This window comes from Pseudoalteromonas sp. SWYJ118 (assembly GCF_015864505.1).
Taxonomy (GTDB): Bacteria; Pseudomonadota; Gammaproteobacteria; order Enterobacterales; family Alteromonadaceae; genus Pseudoalteromonas; species Pseudoalteromonas arctica.
In genome coordinates this window covers 207,929-224,405 of record NZ_JADYXC010000004.1, presented here as the reverse complement: position 1 = coordinate 224,405, position 16,477 = coordinate 207,929, and the positions used below count along the sequence as shown (strand labels likewise).

The 16,477-nt window shown below is 38.5% G+C and carries 17 protein-coding genes; 6 read left to right on the top strand and 11 right to left on the bottom strand.

Going from position 1 to position 16,477, the window contains the following annotated elements; genetic code table 11:
* Positions 1–12: 12 nt before the first annotated feature.
* The 6 genes from ispH to murJ all read right to left on the bottom strand — a co-directional run bounded on the left by ispH (position 13) and on the right by murJ (position 7,299).
* Positions 13–942 (bottom strand): 4-hydroxy-3-methylbut-2-enyl diphosphate reductase, encoded by a 930-nt coding sequence (gene ispH, locus I6F48_RS07005; protein WP_007581370.1) that lies wholly within the window; start codon positions 940–942, stop codon positions 13–15.
* Complete coding sequence (gene fkpB, locus I6F48_RS07000; RefSeq protein ID WP_165721324.1) at positions 942–1,382, bottom strand: FKBP-type peptidyl-prolyl cis-trans isomerase; 441 nt, start codon at positions 1,380–1,382, stop codon at positions 942–944. Before fkpB ends, ispH begins: the two co-directional genes overlap by 1 nt.
* On the bottom strand, positions 1,379–1,879 hold the full coding sequence (gene lspA / locus I6F48_RS06995) for a signal peptidase II (RefSeq protein ID WP_007376920.1): 501 nt from the start codon (positions 1,877–1,879) through the stop codon (positions 1,379–1,381). Before lspA ends, fkpB begins: the two co-directional genes overlap by 4 nt.
* A 12-nt stretch (positions 1,880–1,891) precedes the next feature.
* Positions 1,892–4,720, bottom strand: coding sequence for an isoleucine--tRNA ligase (gene ileS / locus I6F48_RS06990; protein WP_197119130.1), 2,829 nt, complete (start codon positions 4,718–4,720; stop codon positions 1,892–1,894).
* A gap of 5 nt (positions 4,721–4,725) precedes the next feature.
* Complete coding sequence (gene ribF, locus I6F48_RS06985; protein ID WP_007581368.1) at positions 4,726–5,676, bottom strand: bifunctional riboflavin kinase/FAD synthetase; 951 nt, start codon at positions 5,674–5,676, stop codon at positions 4,726–4,728.
* Positions 5,677–5,760: 84 nt separating this feature from the next.
* Complete coding sequence (murJ, locus tag I6F48_RS06980; protein WP_033012718.1) at positions 5,761–7,299, bottom strand: murein biosynthesis integral membrane protein MurJ; 1,539 nt, start codon at positions 7,297–7,299, stop codon at positions 5,761–5,763.
* Between the two features lie 295 nt (positions 7,300–7,594).
* Here murJ and rpsT point away from each other — a divergent pair, with 295 nt between their 5' ends.
* A complete protein-coding gene (rpsT, locus tag I6F48_RS06975) occupies positions 7,595–7,855 on the top strand; it encodes a 30S ribosomal protein S20 (protein ID WP_002958225.1) in 261 nt (86 codons plus the stop codon).
* A gap of 75 nt (positions 7,856–7,930) precedes the next feature.
* On the opposite strand, the gene I6F48_RS06970 is transcribed toward rpsT, so the two are convergent.
* Positions 7,931–8,314: a response regulator gene (locus tag I6F48_RS06970; protein ID WP_002958224.1), complete on the bottom strand. Its 384-nt coding sequence runs from the start codon at positions 8,312–8,314 to the stop codon at positions 7,931–7,933.
* A gap of 113 nt (positions 8,315–8,427) precedes the next feature.
* Between I6F48_RS06970 and I6F48_RS06965 the strand changes: the two genes are divergently transcribed.
* Positions 8,428–8,871, top strand: a complete 444-nt coding sequence (locus I6F48_RS06965) for a hypothetical protein (protein ID WP_101217800.1) — start codon at positions 8,428–8,430, stop codon at positions 8,869–8,871.
* A 106-nt stretch (positions 8,872–8,977) separates the two neighbouring features.
* Positions 8,978–9,223: a hypothetical protein gene (locus I6F48_RS06960; protein WP_002958222.1), complete on the top strand. Its 246-nt coding sequence runs from the start codon at positions 8,978–8,980 to the stop codon at positions 9,221–9,223.
* A gap of 204 nt (positions 9,224–9,427) precedes the next feature.
* Here I6F48_RS06960 and I6F48_RS06955 read toward each other — a convergent pair whose 3' ends face one another.
* Entirely contained in the window at positions 9,428–9,574 is a 147-nt protein-coding gene (locus tag I6F48_RS06955) for a hypothetical protein (RefSeq protein WP_010555113.1), read from the bottom strand.
* 97 nt (positions 9,575–9,671) lie between these two features.
* On the bottom strand, positions 9,672–10,592 hold the full coding sequence (locus tag I6F48_RS06950) for a 2-hydroxyacid dehydrogenase (RefSeq protein WP_197119129.1): 921 nt from the start codon (positions 10,590–10,592) through the stop codon (positions 9,672–9,674).
* A gap of 129 nt (positions 10,593–10,721) precedes the next feature.
* Here I6F48_RS06950 and I6F48_RS06945 point away from each other — a divergent pair, with 129 nt between their 5' ends.
* Together I6F48_RS06945 and I6F48_RS06940 are read left to right on the top strand one after the other, a co-directional pair.
* Complete coding sequence (locus tag I6F48_RS06945) at positions 10,722–12,428, top strand: lysophospholipid acyltransferase family protein (protein WP_197119128.1); 1,707 nt, start codon at positions 10,722–10,724, stop codon at positions 12,426–12,428.
* Between the two features lie 499 nt (positions 12,429–12,927).
* Positions 12,928–13,581, top strand: a complete 654-nt coding sequence (locus I6F48_RS06940; protein WP_166419990.1) for an OmpW/AlkL family protein — start codon at positions 12,928–12,930, stop codon at positions 13,579–13,581.
* 90 nt (positions 13,582–13,671) lie between these two features.
* On the opposite strand, the gene I6F48_RS06935 is transcribed toward I6F48_RS06940, so the two are convergent.
* Positions 13,672–14,208, bottom strand: coding sequence for a thioesterase family protein (locus I6F48_RS06935; RefSeq protein WP_166419989.1), 537 nt, complete (start codon positions 14,206–14,208; stop codon positions 13,672–13,674).
* 105 nt (positions 14,209–14,313) lie between these two features.
* On the opposite strand from I6F48_RS06935, the gene I6F48_RS06930 reads away from it, so the two are divergent.
* Positions 14,314–14,808, top strand: coding sequence for a hypothetical protein (locus tag I6F48_RS06930; RefSeq protein WP_197119127.1), 495 nt, complete (start codon positions 14,314–14,316; stop codon positions 14,806–14,808).
* Positions 14,809–14,836: 28 nt separating this feature from the next.
* Here I6F48_RS06930 and tyrR read toward each other — a convergent pair whose 3' ends face one another.
* The gene (tyrR, locus tag I6F48_RS06925) at positions 14,837–16,393 is read right to left on the bottom strand and encodes a transcriptional regulator TyrR (protein ID WP_165739461.1); all 1,557 of its coding nucleotides are present in this window, start codon (positions 16,391–16,393) and stop codon (positions 14,837–14,839) included.
* Positions 16,394–16,477 lie beyond the last annotated feature (84 nt).

Below are 16,477 nucleotides of genomic sequence, written 5' to 3'. Positions count from 1 at the left end.
AATATATTTAAATTAACGTAGCTCTACAGGAACAGCAAATACTATATTTTCTACTTCACCTGGGTTCTCAACAACCTGTGTGCCACCAAGCTCTTTTAATCGGCTTATTACTTGTTGTACAAGTACTTCTGGCGCAGATGCTCCCGCAGTTACGCCAACTGATTTAGAGCCTGAAACCCACTGCTCTTGTACATCAGTTGCGTCATCAATTAAATAAGCAACTGTGCCCATTTTATCTGCAAGTTCACGTAAGCGATTAGAGTTAGAGCTATTTTTAGCGCCAACAACTAATAGCACATCAACTTTATCAGCTAAGTCACGAACAGCGTCTTGACGATTTTGCGTTGCATAACAAATGTCATCTTTACGAGGTCCGTCAATTGATGGAAACTTATTGCGTAGTGCATCAATAACATCTGCTGTGTCATCAACTGAGAGTGTTGTTTGGCTGCAATAAAAAAGATTTTCAGCATTTTTTACATTAAGCGCAACAACATCATCAACGGTTTCAACAAGATAAATGCCACCGGCTGAGTTATCATATTGTCCCATTGTTCCCTCTACTTCAGGGTGGCCATGGTGTCCAATTAAAATACACTCAATACCTTTACGACTCGCACGTGTAACTTCCATATGTACTTTAGTTACAAGCGGACACGTTGCATCAAATACTTTTAAATCACGACGTTTTGCTTCACTGCGAACAGCTTGCGAAACACCATGTGCACTAAAAATAACAATGCTGTCGTCAGGTACTTGATCAAGCTCTTCAACAAATACCGCACCACGACTTTTTAATCCATCAACCACATAGCGGTTATGTACTACTTCGTGGCGCACATAAATTGGCTTTTCAAAAATATCTAGGGCGCGCTCAACAATACTAATAGCACGGTCAACACCAGCGCAAAAGCCGCGTGGATTAGCTAGTAATATTTCCATTAACCTTCCACCTCAATAATATCAACTTCAAACGTTAAACGTTGGCCAGATAAAGGGTGATTAAAATCAATCGTTACCGACTCACCTTGCACTTCGCGAACTAATCCAGGAAGCTCAGTACCGTCAGGTTGAGTAAACGCAATAATTGCACCTACTTTGGCTGGTGTTTCTGGGCCAAATTTACTACGGTCAACGTAGTAAATATTATCTGGATTTGGCTGACCAAACGCATCTTCAGGTTCTAATTCAAACGTTTTACTTTCGCCTGCAGTTAAACCTAATAAACACTTTTCGAAGTTTGCCGTTAAGCTGCCATCGCCCATTGTTAATTTAGCAGGTTTGTTGTGCACCTTGGTAGAATCAGCGGCAGAGCCATCTTCTAATTTAATAGAAAAATGGAAAATAACTTGCGAGTTTTCACCAATTACAGATTGGCTCATGCTTTATGCTCCTTCGGACTCTCGCCGGTAAAGGCATCAAATAACAATAATGCTGCGCCAATACAAATAGCGCAATCAGCAATATTAAATACAGGAAAATGTGAGTCTTTATAAAATACGTGAATAAAGTCGATTACATAACCATACGCAATACGATCGTATAAATTACCAATAGCGCCTGCAAGTACCAGTGCATAAGCACCGCATAGTACTTTGTTTGTTGCAGGTAAGCGTTTTAGCCACCACACAAGTAAAGCACTAATAGCAATGGCAATCGCACTTAAAAACCAACGCTGCCAACCACCCGCTTCACTTAAAAAGCTATAAGCAGCACCATAGTTATGCACATAAGTAATACTAAAAACAGGGAGTAAGTTTATCGACTCTTGATAAGCCATAGTCCCTACAACAAGTGTTTTACTGGCAAAGTCTATTACTAATAGTAATAGACTCAACCAAAGCCACACTAAACCACTTTTTTGGGCTAGTTTGCTCACTAAGAATAACTCCTAAGCGAATTGACGCTTTTCGCCTTCGCCGTCAACATTACTTACACAACGACCACAAATTTCAGGATGAGCAGGGTTAACACCTACATCTTCACTGTAATGCCAACAACGCTCACATTTAGCAGCATCTGTTGCAGCAACACTAATGAATAAACCTTCAATTTCGGTAGCTTGTGTATCAGCTGGCTGACTATCAACTTCAGAAACATTTACGGCCGATGTTAATAATACAAAACGCAGTTCATCACCAAGCGCATTTAATTTAGCGGCAAGCTCTTTACCCGTAAATAAATTAACTGTTGCTTGAAGCGTTGCACCAATGACTTCTTCTTTACGTGCAGCTTCTAATAAACGGTTTACTTCGTCGCGTACTGTTAGAATTTCTAACCAGTCATCGTTACTAAATTGGCTATTTGTTGGCGCTTGTAAGCCATCATACCAAACAGATGTAAATACGTAGTTACTACGCTCACCCGGTAAAGCTTCCCAAATTTCTTGTGCGGTAAAGCTCATAATAGGTGCCATCCAGCGCGTCATTGCTTCTGCAATATGATAAAGCGCTGTTTGACAAGAACGACGTGCATGGCTGTCACTTTTAGCTGTGTACTGACGATCTTTAATGACGTCTAAATAGAACGAACCAAGCTCACCCGTACAGAAGTTCATTAGCTTTTGCGTTACTAATAGCATTTGGTAGCTATCGTATGCGGCTAAAATTTCGTCTTGCAACTGAGCAGCACGACCAACAATCCACTTATCAAGCTCAACCATATCATCAACAGCAACTTGATCAGTTTTTGGATCAAAACCATTTAGGTTAGCTAGTAAGTAACGGCTAGTGTTACGAATACGGCGGTAGCGATCGGCAGAGCGCTTAAATATTTCATCCGACACAGTCATTTCTGCCGTGTAATCGGTAGAGGCAACCCATAAACGTAGAATGTCGGCACCTAGTTTATTCATCACATTTTGTGGAGAAATAACATTGCCTAGCGACTTAGACATCTTGCGGCCGTTTTCATCAACGGTAAAACCATGAGTCAATACTTGGCGGTATGGCGCATGACCATTAATAGCCACTGATGTCATCATTGATGACATAAACCAACCACGGTGTTGATCAGAACCTTCAAGGTATAAATCAGCTGGACCAACTAGGTCTTCACGTGCGTCTACAACACATGCATGTGAAACACCTGAGTCAAACCATACATCAAGCGTATCTTGTACTTTCATGTATTGCTTGGCATCTTCTTCACCAAGTAATGTAGCAGGGTCTAAATCGTACCATGCCTGAATACCAGACTTTTCAACTAGCTGTGCAGCTTGCTCAATTAGCTCTTGAGTATTTGGATGAAGTGCACCGGTATCTTTATCTGCAAACAATGCAATTGGCACACCCCAAGTACGTTGGCGAGATATACACCAATCTGGGCGGCTTTCAACCATGTTCGAAATACGGCTTTCGCCCCACTCTGGCAACCACTGCGTGTTTTTAATTTCTTTTAAAGAATCTTCACGCAAGTTAGCCTGATCCATACTTACAAACCATTGTGGTGTAGCACGGAAAATAATCGGTGTTTTATGGCGCCAACAATGTGGGTAACTATGAGTTATAGCATGATGATGCATTAATGCACCGTGCTCTTTTAATACTTCAATTACGCTCGCATTTGCTTTAAATACATGCTGACCTGCAAAAAGTTCAGTATCTGGTAAATAAACGCCATTAGCGCCAACAGGGTTAGCTACTTCAAGGTTGTAATTTAAACCAGCCACGAAATCTTCTTGACCATGCCCTGGTGCTGTATGTACAACACCGGTACCTGAGTCAGTCGTTACGTGTTCTGCAACAATCACGGGTACATTAAAATCATAAAAAGGATGGGCTACTTGTAAGTTTTCAAGTGCAGCACCTTTTACATAACCTAATACGTGGAAGTGATTAAAACCAAAGCGGTCCATTGCATCTTTAACAAGCTCAGAGCCTAAAATTAGACGTTGTTGTACGCCTTCATCTTCAACCTGCACCAATGCATATTCTAAATCGGCATGCACAGCTACTGCGCGGTTTGCTGGAAGCGTCCACGGTGTTGTTGTCCAAATAACAGTACCAACACTGCCTTCACCTTTATGACCATCAGCCAAATCAAATGCACTAACAACAGCATCTTGATCAACAAATGTAAAACGTACATCAATCGCTGGTGATTGCTTGTCTTGGTACTCAACTTCAGCCTCTGCTAATGCAGAACCACAATCTGTACACCAATGAACAGGCTTAGCACCTTTATGCAAATGACCCTTTTCAATAATACGACCAAGTACACGAATTGCATTCGCTTCAAAGTCAAAGTTCATTGTTAAGTAAGGCTTATCCCAATCTGCAAATACGCCTAAACGTTTAAAATCAACTTTTTGACCTTCAACTTGTTTTTTAGCGTATGCACGGCATTTTTCACGAAACTCGCTCGCGGTTACTTTTACGCCCGGCTTGCCTACTTTTTTCTCAACCATTAATTCAATTGGTAAACCATGACAATCCCAACCTGGGACTAATGGTGAATCAAAGTCAGATAATGTTTTAGACTTAACAATAATGTCTTTTAATATTTTATTAACTGAGTGGCCTAAATGGATATCGCCATTTGCATACGGAGGGCCGTCATGCAAAATAAAGGTCTTTTTACCTTTCTTAGCGCTGCGAATTTGACCGTACAGGTCGTCTTCATACCATGCTTTAAGCATTTTTGGTTCACGTTGTGCCAAATTGCCACGCATTGGAAACGGTGTTTCCGGTAAGTTCAAAGTATGTTTATAGTCGCTCATTTATCCTACATTCCGTCTCTATCGGCTACCTGATTTAAACCAAAACACTGCTTAGCGGCAGCAACATCAGTTGCTATTTGCGCCGTTAATTGTGTTAATGTCTCGAATTTTTTTTCATTGCGAAGTTTTTTTATTAACTCCACATGCATAAATTGTCCGTAAATATCCTGTGCAAAATCAAAAAGGTGAACTTCTAATAATGCACGAGTTCCATTAAATGTCGGCTTATTGCCTACATTTGCAACTCCAAAAATCTGTTTTCCTGCAATCGTTGCTTGCACTGCAAACACCCCGTTGACAGGACATACTTGGCGTTTTAGGGCAATATTTGCCGTTCTAAAACCGAGTTCACGTCCTCTTTTCCAGCCGTGTATAACACGCCCAGAAATAGCATAATCGTGACCAAGCATTATTTTAGCACTTGCTAAGTCGCCAGATGCTAAAGCATCTCGTATTAAAGTGCTGCTTACTCTAGCATTTAATTGACGAAAACTCGCGGTGCTTTTTACGTCCATGCCCGCTTGCTTGCCCATGCTAGCAAGTAAGTCAAAGTTACCTTGGCGCTGCTTTCCAAACTTAAAATCATCGCCAACAGTGAGAGCTTTAACACCTAACTTTTTAATCAAAATATCATTAACAAATTGCTCAGCATGCATGTTTGCAAATTGCTGATTAAAGCTAATGCAAATAACTCGCTCAATACCTAAATCACTAAGCAAACGTAGCTTATCTCGTAAGCGCGTTAGCCGTGCTGGGGCATTGTTTTTAGCAAAAAATTCTTGTGGCTGGGGTTCAAATAGCATTACAGTGCTAGACAAACTATGCGCTTTAGCATCAGTAAGTAAGCCTTTTAGTACTTCTGCGTGGCCTAAATGAACACCGTCAAAATTACCAATAGTTAACACACAACCAAAGTGGTGTGGGCGAATATTGTGTATACCTCTAATTAACTCCATGCCACCTAATGCCTTGTTTAGCGAGCTATTAATTACGACTAAAAATTAATTAAAGCCGCAGAGTTGCCGATTATAATCTTTTTTTTAGTTTGATTCAGTAATTGCTACACTTTTTATCGTATTTAGTCTAACGCCCATCAAAAATAGCATTGCAAAGTAACTAATACCTGCCAAAGCCACGAGTGCTATTAATAAGACTACCTGCTGTGTAAAAGCCCATGTAGCCCAGTAATAGTAACTGCTCACAAACCATGTAACAGCTCCCATAACCATACTTGCAACAACACATTTAAGTGTAAAGCGCATACTCATTGATGAAAACTGATACACATTTTCTTTTTTAAGCTGCCTATACAGCAAAAATGCATTACAACTAGCCGATAGCGAAGTAGCGAGTGCTAACCCTAAATAACCAATGAAAGGAGCCAACATAATATTAAATACCATATTCAGTACCAAGGTAATAATACCAATACGCACCGGCGTTTTAGTGTCTTGACGAGCATAAAAGCCAGGAGCAAGTACTTTAATCAGCATAAAGCTTACAAGCCCTACTGAATATGCGACTACGCCTAAACTTACTGCTTTAACATGATCAACACTGTCTTCTTTAAACGCACCATGGTCGAACAATACGGTGATAATAAGCGGGCTGATGATCATTAGACCTATCATTGCTGGCAGGCCTAAAAATATAACAAAACGCACTCCCCAGTCGAGGGTATGCTGAAAGTCACTACTTTTTTTACTGCTATGTAACCTAGAGAGCGCCGGTAAAATAACTGTCGCAATACCAATACCAAATAAGCCCAATGGAAATTCAATTAAACGGTCTGAATAATAAAGCCATGCAATCGAGCCTGTCATCAGTAATGAAGCAATCATGGTATCAAGCAACAAATTAATTTGGCTAATAGATACGCCAAACAAAGCAGGAAGCATAAGTTTACGTACTTTTTTTACGTTTTCGTCTTGCCATGCCCAGCGTGGACGCGCCAACATTTTTGCACGGTATAAAAATGGAAGTTGAAACAATAACTGCACAACGCCACCAATAAATACGCCAATTGCGAGAGAATAAGCCCCGACACTAAATTTATCATGTAAAAAAATTGCACACGTAATAATAGAAACATTGAGTAAAACAGGTGTAAATGCAGCAACAGCAAAACGGTTATACACGTTCATTACCGCACCACTAAGCGCAACTAAGCTTACAAAAAACAAATAAGGGAATGTAAATTTAAGTAATGAACTTGCAAGTTCAAACTTTTCGGCATTGGGTCCGCCCTGCCACCAATCTATAAACCAACCGGTGCCAAACAATGCTGCAATAACGGGTGAAGCAACAACACCTATAATAGTGACAATCAGTAAAATGGTTCCTAATGTGCCTGCTGCTTGTGCAACAAAAAGTCTGACCTTGTCGTCGCCTTGCTGTTCTTTAATTTCACTCAGCACGGGTACAAATGCTTGTGCGAAGGCACCTTCTGCAAATAAACGACGTAAAAAATTAGGAATACGGTTAGCAAATAAAAAAACATCAGCCGCCGCACTTGCGCCTAATAAATTGGCAACAACAGCATCTCGAACGAGCCCTAAAATACGCGATATCATAGTCATACAACTAACAATCATACCGGAGCGAAATAAACCTTTTGACACCTTAAACCTACTCAAAAATCCTCAAGATAAGCGATTATGCCACAGTCTTTTTTATAAATCGCTTTAAAGCACTAGGCTGGGGGTCTGTGCTTTGTTACAATGTCGGTATTAACTGCTAAAGCGGCAAATTGATGCTCGTTATATGGTGCAGTTTTTCTTGGATTGTTAAATTTAAATTGACATCCATGATAGAAACAGGCATATTCCACGGCCTTTAATTTAAGCTTTATTTTAAGATTGTTAGGAGCAAACCTTGGCTAACATCAAGTCTGCAAAAAAACGCGCTATCACAAGCGAAAAAAACCGTCAGCACAACGCAAGCCGTCGTTCAATGATGCGCACTTACTTCAAAAAAGTAATTGTTGCTATTGAAGCGGGCGATAAAGAAGCTGCACAGCAAGCTTTTTCTGTTGCTACACCTATCCTAGACCGTTACGCAACTAAGGGTCTAATTCACAAAAACAAAGCAGCTCGTCATAAGAGCCGTATAGCAGCTAAGATTAAAGCTCTATAATTTGTTTTTGATAGAATATAAAAAACCGGCTTTTGCCGGTTTTTTTTTGTTTAAATTTTAAATGTACTTACTTTATTAGACATTTTCTAAATCTGGATAAAACTTCTTAAGCATTGCCGCTATTTTTTTAGGTGTAAATGGCTTTACTACAAACCCTTTAGCGCCTTTATCAATTGCATCCTTAACATTCTCAATACCTGAATGTGCAGATACCATAACCACATTTGTCTCTGGGCTTAATTCATTGATTTGTGCAATCAAATCTTTACCATCACCGTCTGGCAATTCAATGTCTAAAAAAATGATATTATAATTTGCAGCTTGGCACTCACTAATACATTGTGAGGCAGTAGATGCTTCCTTTACGTTATCTATCCCTAAGTGCATGAGCGTTTGGCTCAAAAAACTACGCACTGTGCTAACGTCATCTACAATTAAAATTGATAGCTGCGTATTCATCTTTATTCCTCGTAGGCTATAAGCTAACTTTAAGTTATCATAATAATTAGCTTAGTATATAAATTTACTCATTTAATTATAGAGACCTACGGAAAAAAGGCCAGATTTGCTTTATGTCTAAAACCCCAAATAAACAATCGTTGCTAGGTAAAGCACCGGCAAGAAAAAAAACAGCGCAAAAAAGAAAACCTCAGCGTTCTACTCAGCGCCCTTCACCTGGCGAGTTAAATTCCAGTGCAAAGAATGATATAAGCCAAAAAACAACGCAAAAAAAAGGACTGTTTATATCACTCGCTGTCGTTGCTGTAATAATTTTAGCTTTTCCAAAACCTACCTTACTCACCTATAAAAAATTAGGGATGGTAAGTGAGAGTGTTTACTGGCCCGGATTCTTTGGCAAGGGGGCTACTTTAATTGATTCAAACCTACACCCCACCTATGATTCTAGCCGTGAGTCCCTTTATTTATGCAGTGACTTACAAAAACCGCAGAGCTGCCAAAAGTATCAAGTAATTGCTGATAATGGTTTATTTTCAGCAATCGGTAGCTACTTTTAGCATTAAAAAAACTAATCTGAAAATTTAAAATTACTTGGTTGAAAGGTGCGCAAAAGATCAACATAATGGCGCTCCTTTTTTCAACAACTGAACTATTGAAACGACCATGCTAAACGAGCTAGATTGGCTTTTAAATACTACACTACTTGCACTAGGTTTAGGTGCATTCTTTATTAACCAGATAACACTGCTGCGCGTTGCCGCCATTAGTGCGTGTGGTTTATTATTCTTATCATTTAGCTTAGATCTTATGTCGTCGAGTGTTATTTCAAATATGAGTTTAGTGTTGATCAATACTTTTTACTTGTTTAAAGTTTATACATTTGGGCAATTTAATGTAACCCAAAGTTAACAACTTTTCCCTAGAATATTTAATAGCCCAGCATTACTGGGCTTTTTTTTGTTAAGAATTTAAAAATATTAAAAAGCACTTTCAATCAAGATGAAAATTAGAGCTTCAGGGGCACACAAGCACTACTGTGAAAATAATGCTTGTATACTGCTAAAAAGAGTCACGAGAAGAAACACGAAAAAAGAGGAATACATAGTAAGTAGGTTAGTCCGCTATTGTTAACTCGCTTTGGGTTTGTATTTTAGAAGGAGTATCCTCGGCATTAGCCTGATTAAACCAAGCTGAAACACCAAGTATAATAATTGAAATAATAACTAGGCTTAATTTAACGCCACTTTGACTCGATTTCATAACACCCTCTTTGTATTTTTTATTAGTGAGAATACCTTTTACACTAATGAAAATTACAAATGTTAACAAGCTGTTTTTTAAACTAATTAGCTATCAGCTAATAACCTTTAGTTCTATCTATTGGATTATTAAGTACTAACCCCTTATTCAAGCATTCAATATTATCGGCTATTTGCTCTATAACACTATTTAAATCAGAAATCGCCGCGCAATGTGGTGTAAGCGTTATTTTGGGGTTTCCCCAGTAAGGGTGATTCGACGCTAAAGGTTCTTGATCAAATACGTCGAGTGTAGCTGCGCGTAAGCTATCGTTATTTAATGCACTTAGTAAGTCTTGCTGAACAACATGAGCACCGCGTGCCACATTAATAACAACAGCATGTTTAGGTAGCTTTGCGAGCATTGAGTGATTAATAATGCCTGTCGTTGCTTGCGTAAGGGGTAATAGACATACAAGGTAGTCAACATCAGAAAGCATACTATTGAGGCCTTCCTCGCCATAAAAAATTTCGACATTAGTCGCGTTTTTATTACTTTGCGCCCAGGCACTTACCTTAAAGCCATTATTTATAAGCTTTTGCGCGCATGCTTTACCTAATTCACCAAACCCAAGTATGCCGACATGTTTATTACTATGCGCCCGCTTTGGCTTCCATGTTTGCTGTGTTTGTTTAATGTAATACTCTTTTAAACGTAACTTTTGAGCTAACACATGTGTCAGTACATATTCCGCCATATCTTCAGCTAGTTGCTTGTCAACAATACGTACTACTTCAACACTTTCGTCGAGTAATGTTAAATCGATACTGTCTACGCCAGCACCAAATGACGACACAGCCTTTAAGTTAGGTAGCTGTGGCCACATAGATTCTGGCGCTTTCCACGCAAGTACAAAATCCACATCATGTGCGTTTTTGCAATCAGGCCATTGCTCTATCAGCGTATTTGGTAATCGCTCTTGTAACTTCGTTATTAGTTTTGTGTTGTCACGCCCAGTTATAGCAACCAATACCGACATAAATTCTCCTAACAATACACAGTTTATAAGTTAGCACTTTAAAAAGTCACACTACTGCAAAGTAACTGTCACACCCTTTTTTTAATCTTACATGTATGGCGAATAGGCCAAACGGAATATGAGGTTAATATGATAAGTGTTGATAAAGTAATTGCTGCAAACTTACCACAACTAGAGAACTCTCCAAAAGTAAAAGGTTTAGTAAAAAAAGGCCTAGGCTACTTATTACATGAACAAGAGTTTGTTGCTTTTGGTGATGCCTACCCTCACCTACAAGGATTAGAATTTGTTGAACAAGTGCTCGATGAACTCAATTTTGATACGCGCTATAAACCTAAGCAGATAGAACATATTCCTAATGAGGGTAAACTTGTTATCGTTGCTAACCACCCTATTGGTTCATTAGATGCTTTAGCACTTATCAAAGTACTTTCAACTGTAAGACAGGATTTAAAAGTAGTGGCAAACCGCATGTTGATGTCGGTTACTCCAATGCACTCACTTTTACTCCCCGTAGATAACTTATCAGGCATGAGTAAAAAACAAGAGCTTAGTAATATACAAAACCATTTAAAAAATGATGGGGTATTACTTATATTTCCAGCAGGAGAAGTGTCACGATTAGGGCCAATGGGCATTAAAGACTGCAAATGGAATAGTGGCTTTTTACGTATGGCAAAAAAAGCTAATTGCCCTATTTTACCTATTTATATTAAAGCCAAAAACAGTCCGCTTTTTTATGGCACATCAATGATTTATAAGCCGCTAGCAAGTTTACTATTAGTGGCTGAAATGTTTAAGCAGCGCCAAAAATCTTTAGAGTTTGAAATTGGTGCATCTATCCCTCCTGAATCTTACTTAATAGAAAACCTTAAAGATAAAGAAGTTGTAAACCTTATACGAAAACAGCTTTATAGGCTTACCACTAAAAAAGCCTTGCCGCTTAAAACACAAACCCCTATTGCGGTTCCTGAGTGCAGAAAAGAGCTAAAAAAAGCAATTGAGCAATGCAAACTTCTTGGCAAAACACAAGACGGTATGCATATTCATCTCTATCAATATACAGGAAGCTCCCCTATTTTTAGAGAGCTTGGACGCCTTAGAGAAATTGCATTTAGAGCAGTCGGTGAAGGTAGTGGTAAGCGTCGTGATATAGATAAATACGATATGGATTACCAACACCTTGTACTGTGGGATCCTATGCAACTAGAACTAGTTGGTGCTTACCGATTAGCCTGTGCACAAGACATTATAAAAAAACATGGCCGCGAAGGCTTATATACCGACAGCTTATTTACTTACACCGATGCTATGACGCCCTATCTAAAACAAGGAATTGAGCTTGGTAGAAGCTTTGTACAACCTAAATACTGGGGACGTAAGAGCCTCGACTATTTATGGTATGGCATTGGGGCTTTTATAAAAAGCTATCCACAGTACAGATACTTGTTTGGCGCTGTAAGTGTATCAAATGCTCTGCCCGAGCAAGCAAAAGCCATGCTCGTTTATTACTATCAGCATTACTATAAAAGTGGTATTGAATTAGCAACACCTAATAATGAGTTTAAGTTAACTGAGCAACAGCTAACCCAGTGCCATGCTCTTTTTAACGGAGATGACGTTAAAGAGGATTTTGTAGAGTTAAAACATGTGTTAGCAAATATGAGTGCTCAAGTGCCTACTTTATTTAAGCAATACACTGAACTTTGTAAACCAGGTGGAGTGCAATTTTTAAGTTTTAGTATTGATCCCGATTTTAATAATTGTATTGATGGATTGGTATTAGTCGATCTTGAAAATATAAAAGAAAATAAAGCTAAACGTTATTTAGAATAACTATTAATAAGTAATAGCCAATTCACCGGGTACTTTCATAACTGATAAAGTACTCGGTTTATATTTAGGGTCTGTTGATCTTTGCGCATTAAAATTCGTTCAAATTAGGGGCTATTTAATTCCTAAAATTTATTAGGTATTATTACAGATTGGTATAAAAACCTGCTTAATAGCATTTTTAATCTTCTAAAGCTTTTTAAGTACCCATCGCTTTTAGTGCTTTTAAAATTCTGATAAAAAATACTTTGTTGTTTATTCAAGAGTCTTTGATAAAACGCGAGTTTATGACTAAGCAATGCCTGCCTTAATTTATTCGTGTGACTGTTAATCAAATAAATATGTCAATCTTTACAAAAGCAGAACGACACTAAAATTAATCTAAATCAATAAAACACTTCACAAGGTTCAAACATTTTTGAAACTTTGATCTAGAACAGGTTTTCATTTTTATTGCTCGGTAATAATAGCGCCAATCAAACAGTAGTTCTTGGAGAACAACATGAAAACTCAAATTAGCATCGCATTATTAACCTCTTTATTAGCACTCTCTCCAGCTGCACACGCTAACTTTAGCGTAAATGTTGGCGCCATTAACGTAAACCCTGATAACAGTAGCTCAGCTATTAATGAAGCACCTACGCTGGGCCTTAAAGGTGATTCTGATACTCAACTGGGTATCACCGTAGATTATGCATTTAACGATCAATGGGTGCTAGAGTTGATAGCAGCAACACCGTTTTCACACGATGTGAATGGCACAGGCGGTTTAGCCGGCAACAAAATTGCTGATATAAAACAACTTCCTCCTTCATTAGTTGCGCAATACCACTTTTTAGATACAAGTTATGCGCTAAGACCTTTTATAGGCGTAGGCATAAACTACACCGCATTTTTTGATGAGCAACCTTCTCAAGCACTTAAAGCGACGCTAGGTACAGACGATGTAGAAGTAAAATTAGATGATTCGTTTGGCTTTATGGCTCAGGTAGGTGCTAACTATAAGATTGATAAAAATTGGGGTCTACACGCCATGGTATCAATTATGGATATTGATACCGATGCCACCGTTTATGCTAATGGTGCAAAAGCCCTCACATCAACGGTTGAGCTTGACCCTGTTGTTGCTATGTTCGGTGTTAGATACAGCTTTTAAAGCATGTAACAAAGCCATGCGTAGTTAACCAGCTTATAATGTGTGTTGAAAGGCCGAAAGGCCTTTTTTTTCATTTGTAAAAACTATAAGTTACTTGGGTAAGTTACTTAACTTTTTCTGCTCTAGCATTTCTTTCCAGTGCATAACTTCACTTGGCAATATAGGTGTTTGTCCATCAAAACCAGCAACTTCAAGCATTTCTTCAATACTTATAATACCTTTTTTACTTTTAAATACACCGCGTACATAAGCTATAGCATGTAAGCCACGTTCTGAATGAAACTTTTGCTCAATATAAAAGTATTTATGATCCCAGCCAACTAACTTAGTACTTATTGTATATCGCTGCATAGGTTTAATATCGCGGATATAAGTAATGGCAGTCGCATTAACAATCGGAAACCAACGACGCTTCATTATTTGCTTTAGTAAGCCAACTCGTTCAGTCATCCACGTGCGAGATAAATCCATCATCGCGAGATAACGTGAATTAGTTAAATGTAGATTAATGTCGCAATCAGTAGGTAAAGCTTTGTAATCAATATCTACCGTATCAAGTAAATTTTGATATTGTGTGTTTCGTTTGATTTTAAAAAACAGTAATAAAAGTCGAATATATAAGTTCACAAAAAAGGTCTTACCAGTTAAATTTATTCGAGTGTAGCATAGCCCCTTGCTAAGACGAATATTCTACTTTAATCTTAAATCATTATTATAATAAAAAGATAACTCATGAAATTAAAACTAAAAATTATCACTGCGCTAGTTTTATTAATACCTAGTTACAGTGCATTTGCCGACTTTTCACTACCAGGTAAAGGCTCTGTTACTTACCCTACCGGTGTGGTAAAAGAGTTTAAATTTGGTTTTGAGTGGCAACAAAAAGCTGAAAAATTCACTATTGGCTCTAAGAGTTACAACATGGAGCAAATTCCTAGCTCATATTCAGTCGCTATCACCCTTTCAAAAGATGACAACCAAGTATGGGTGCAAGAATTTAACAATGGATTTATTAAAGAGTTTGAATGGCAAATTGGTGGGCATAAAGTCACTTTAAAAAAGCAGCAATTTAGCGACCCCGTAAAAGGCGATTATGTGATTGAGCTTAATGGCCGAAGCTATTTTTTCACTCGTAATAACGCCAGCATTGTAATGAACTTTAACGAAGAAGGTATCGAGACGATTGCTATTGATGGAGTAACAAAAAATATGGGCACTAAAAATTAGCCCCCATATTTTAATTACTTTATGTCAATTACACTTTTACTGTTTTTCGATTAATACCGTAATCACGTAGCTTGTTAGCTACAGCCGTGTGGCTTAGGCCTAATCGTTTAGCTAACTGGCGTGAACTTGGATACGCTGGATAAAGCTTACGAAGTAAAGTCGCTTCAAAACGTTTAACCGCTTGATCTAGTGAGCCTTCAAAATCAGACTCTAAATACCCTAAATCATGGGTGAAAGTGGGTAACTGTAAATGCTCTACGCGAAGTTCACTGTCATCTAATAAGGACACTGCACGGTAAATTGCATTTTCAAGCTGACGAACATTTCCAGGCCACGGATACGCTTGTAAAAAGCTTAAACACTCTTGTGATAAAACAGGAATTGCATGACCATTTTGTTGTGCATATTTTTGAATAAAATGCTCAGCCAGCGGTCCTACGTCTGCTTTTCTATCTCTTAGTGGCGCTATTTCTAAAGTAAGTACGTTTATACGGTAATATAAATCTTCTCTAAAAACCCCTTCTTGTACCATTGCAGGTAAGTCTTTTTGAGTAGCGGCAACAATACGTACATTTACTTTAACTTCGTTCTCATCGCCTACTTTTCTAAATGTGCCATCTTGTAAGAAGCGCAGTAACTTTGTTTGTAGTTGAGTCGACATTTCGCCAACTTCATCTAAAAACACAGTTCCACCATCAGCTTGCTCTAATACGCCACGTTTTGGTGCTGCATTTTCTTCGTATCCGGCATAACCAAATAACTCAGATTCAGCAACATCATCGGGAAGCGAAGCACACGACAGCGCAATAAAAGGTTTAACTGAGCGATTAGATGCGTAATGACACGCACGCGCGAGTAGTTCTTTACCTGTACCAGTTTCACCGGTAATCAAAATAGGGGCTTCTAGCTGCGCCATTTTGCGTGCTTCACGCACCACTCGGCGCATTGCCGTACTAAAGTTATGAATAGTAGCAAAGCTTTCTTGCCCGTAACGCCTAAATGCACTGACTTGCTGTCCTAACCGACTTTGCGATTTAATGTTAATAACCGCACCCGCAAGTACATCACCTTCACTACCTTGAGGCACTGCAATTGGCAAAATGTCTGCAATAAAATCCTCACCAGCTACTTCAACGCGTGTGGTTTGCCCAAGCACTTCTTTACCCTCTAACCAACGTGTAAAGTTAAAGCCTTTAAGTAAGTTATTAATATTTGCACCAATAACTTCTTTTTCAATTAATTGTAAGTCTTTACATGCTGCATCATTACATAAACGTACCCAGCCTTTAGCATCAATAGAGATGACTCCATCAGGCAATGCACGTAGTAAAGTATTTAATTCGTTGTGTTCACGCTCAGAGGGTAAAAATGCAGTAGTACGCACGTCATGTACACCGTCGATTAAACGTATCGATGGCATAATTTTTTGGAATTGTTCAAATTCAATTTCGGGAAAACTAACGTACATTCGACAATTAACGGAATCGACTTCAATTCCTTTTAAATCAACGCTGTAGTTAACTAATATATTAAGGATTTCTTGAGCAATACCAATTCGATCAGCACAGTGAATATCTAGACGCATACATCCTCAAAGAAGGAAAAACTATATTAGCCGAATAATACGCTAAGTCGCTTTGAGAAGGTAGTTTATTGTAAACATTTTTGG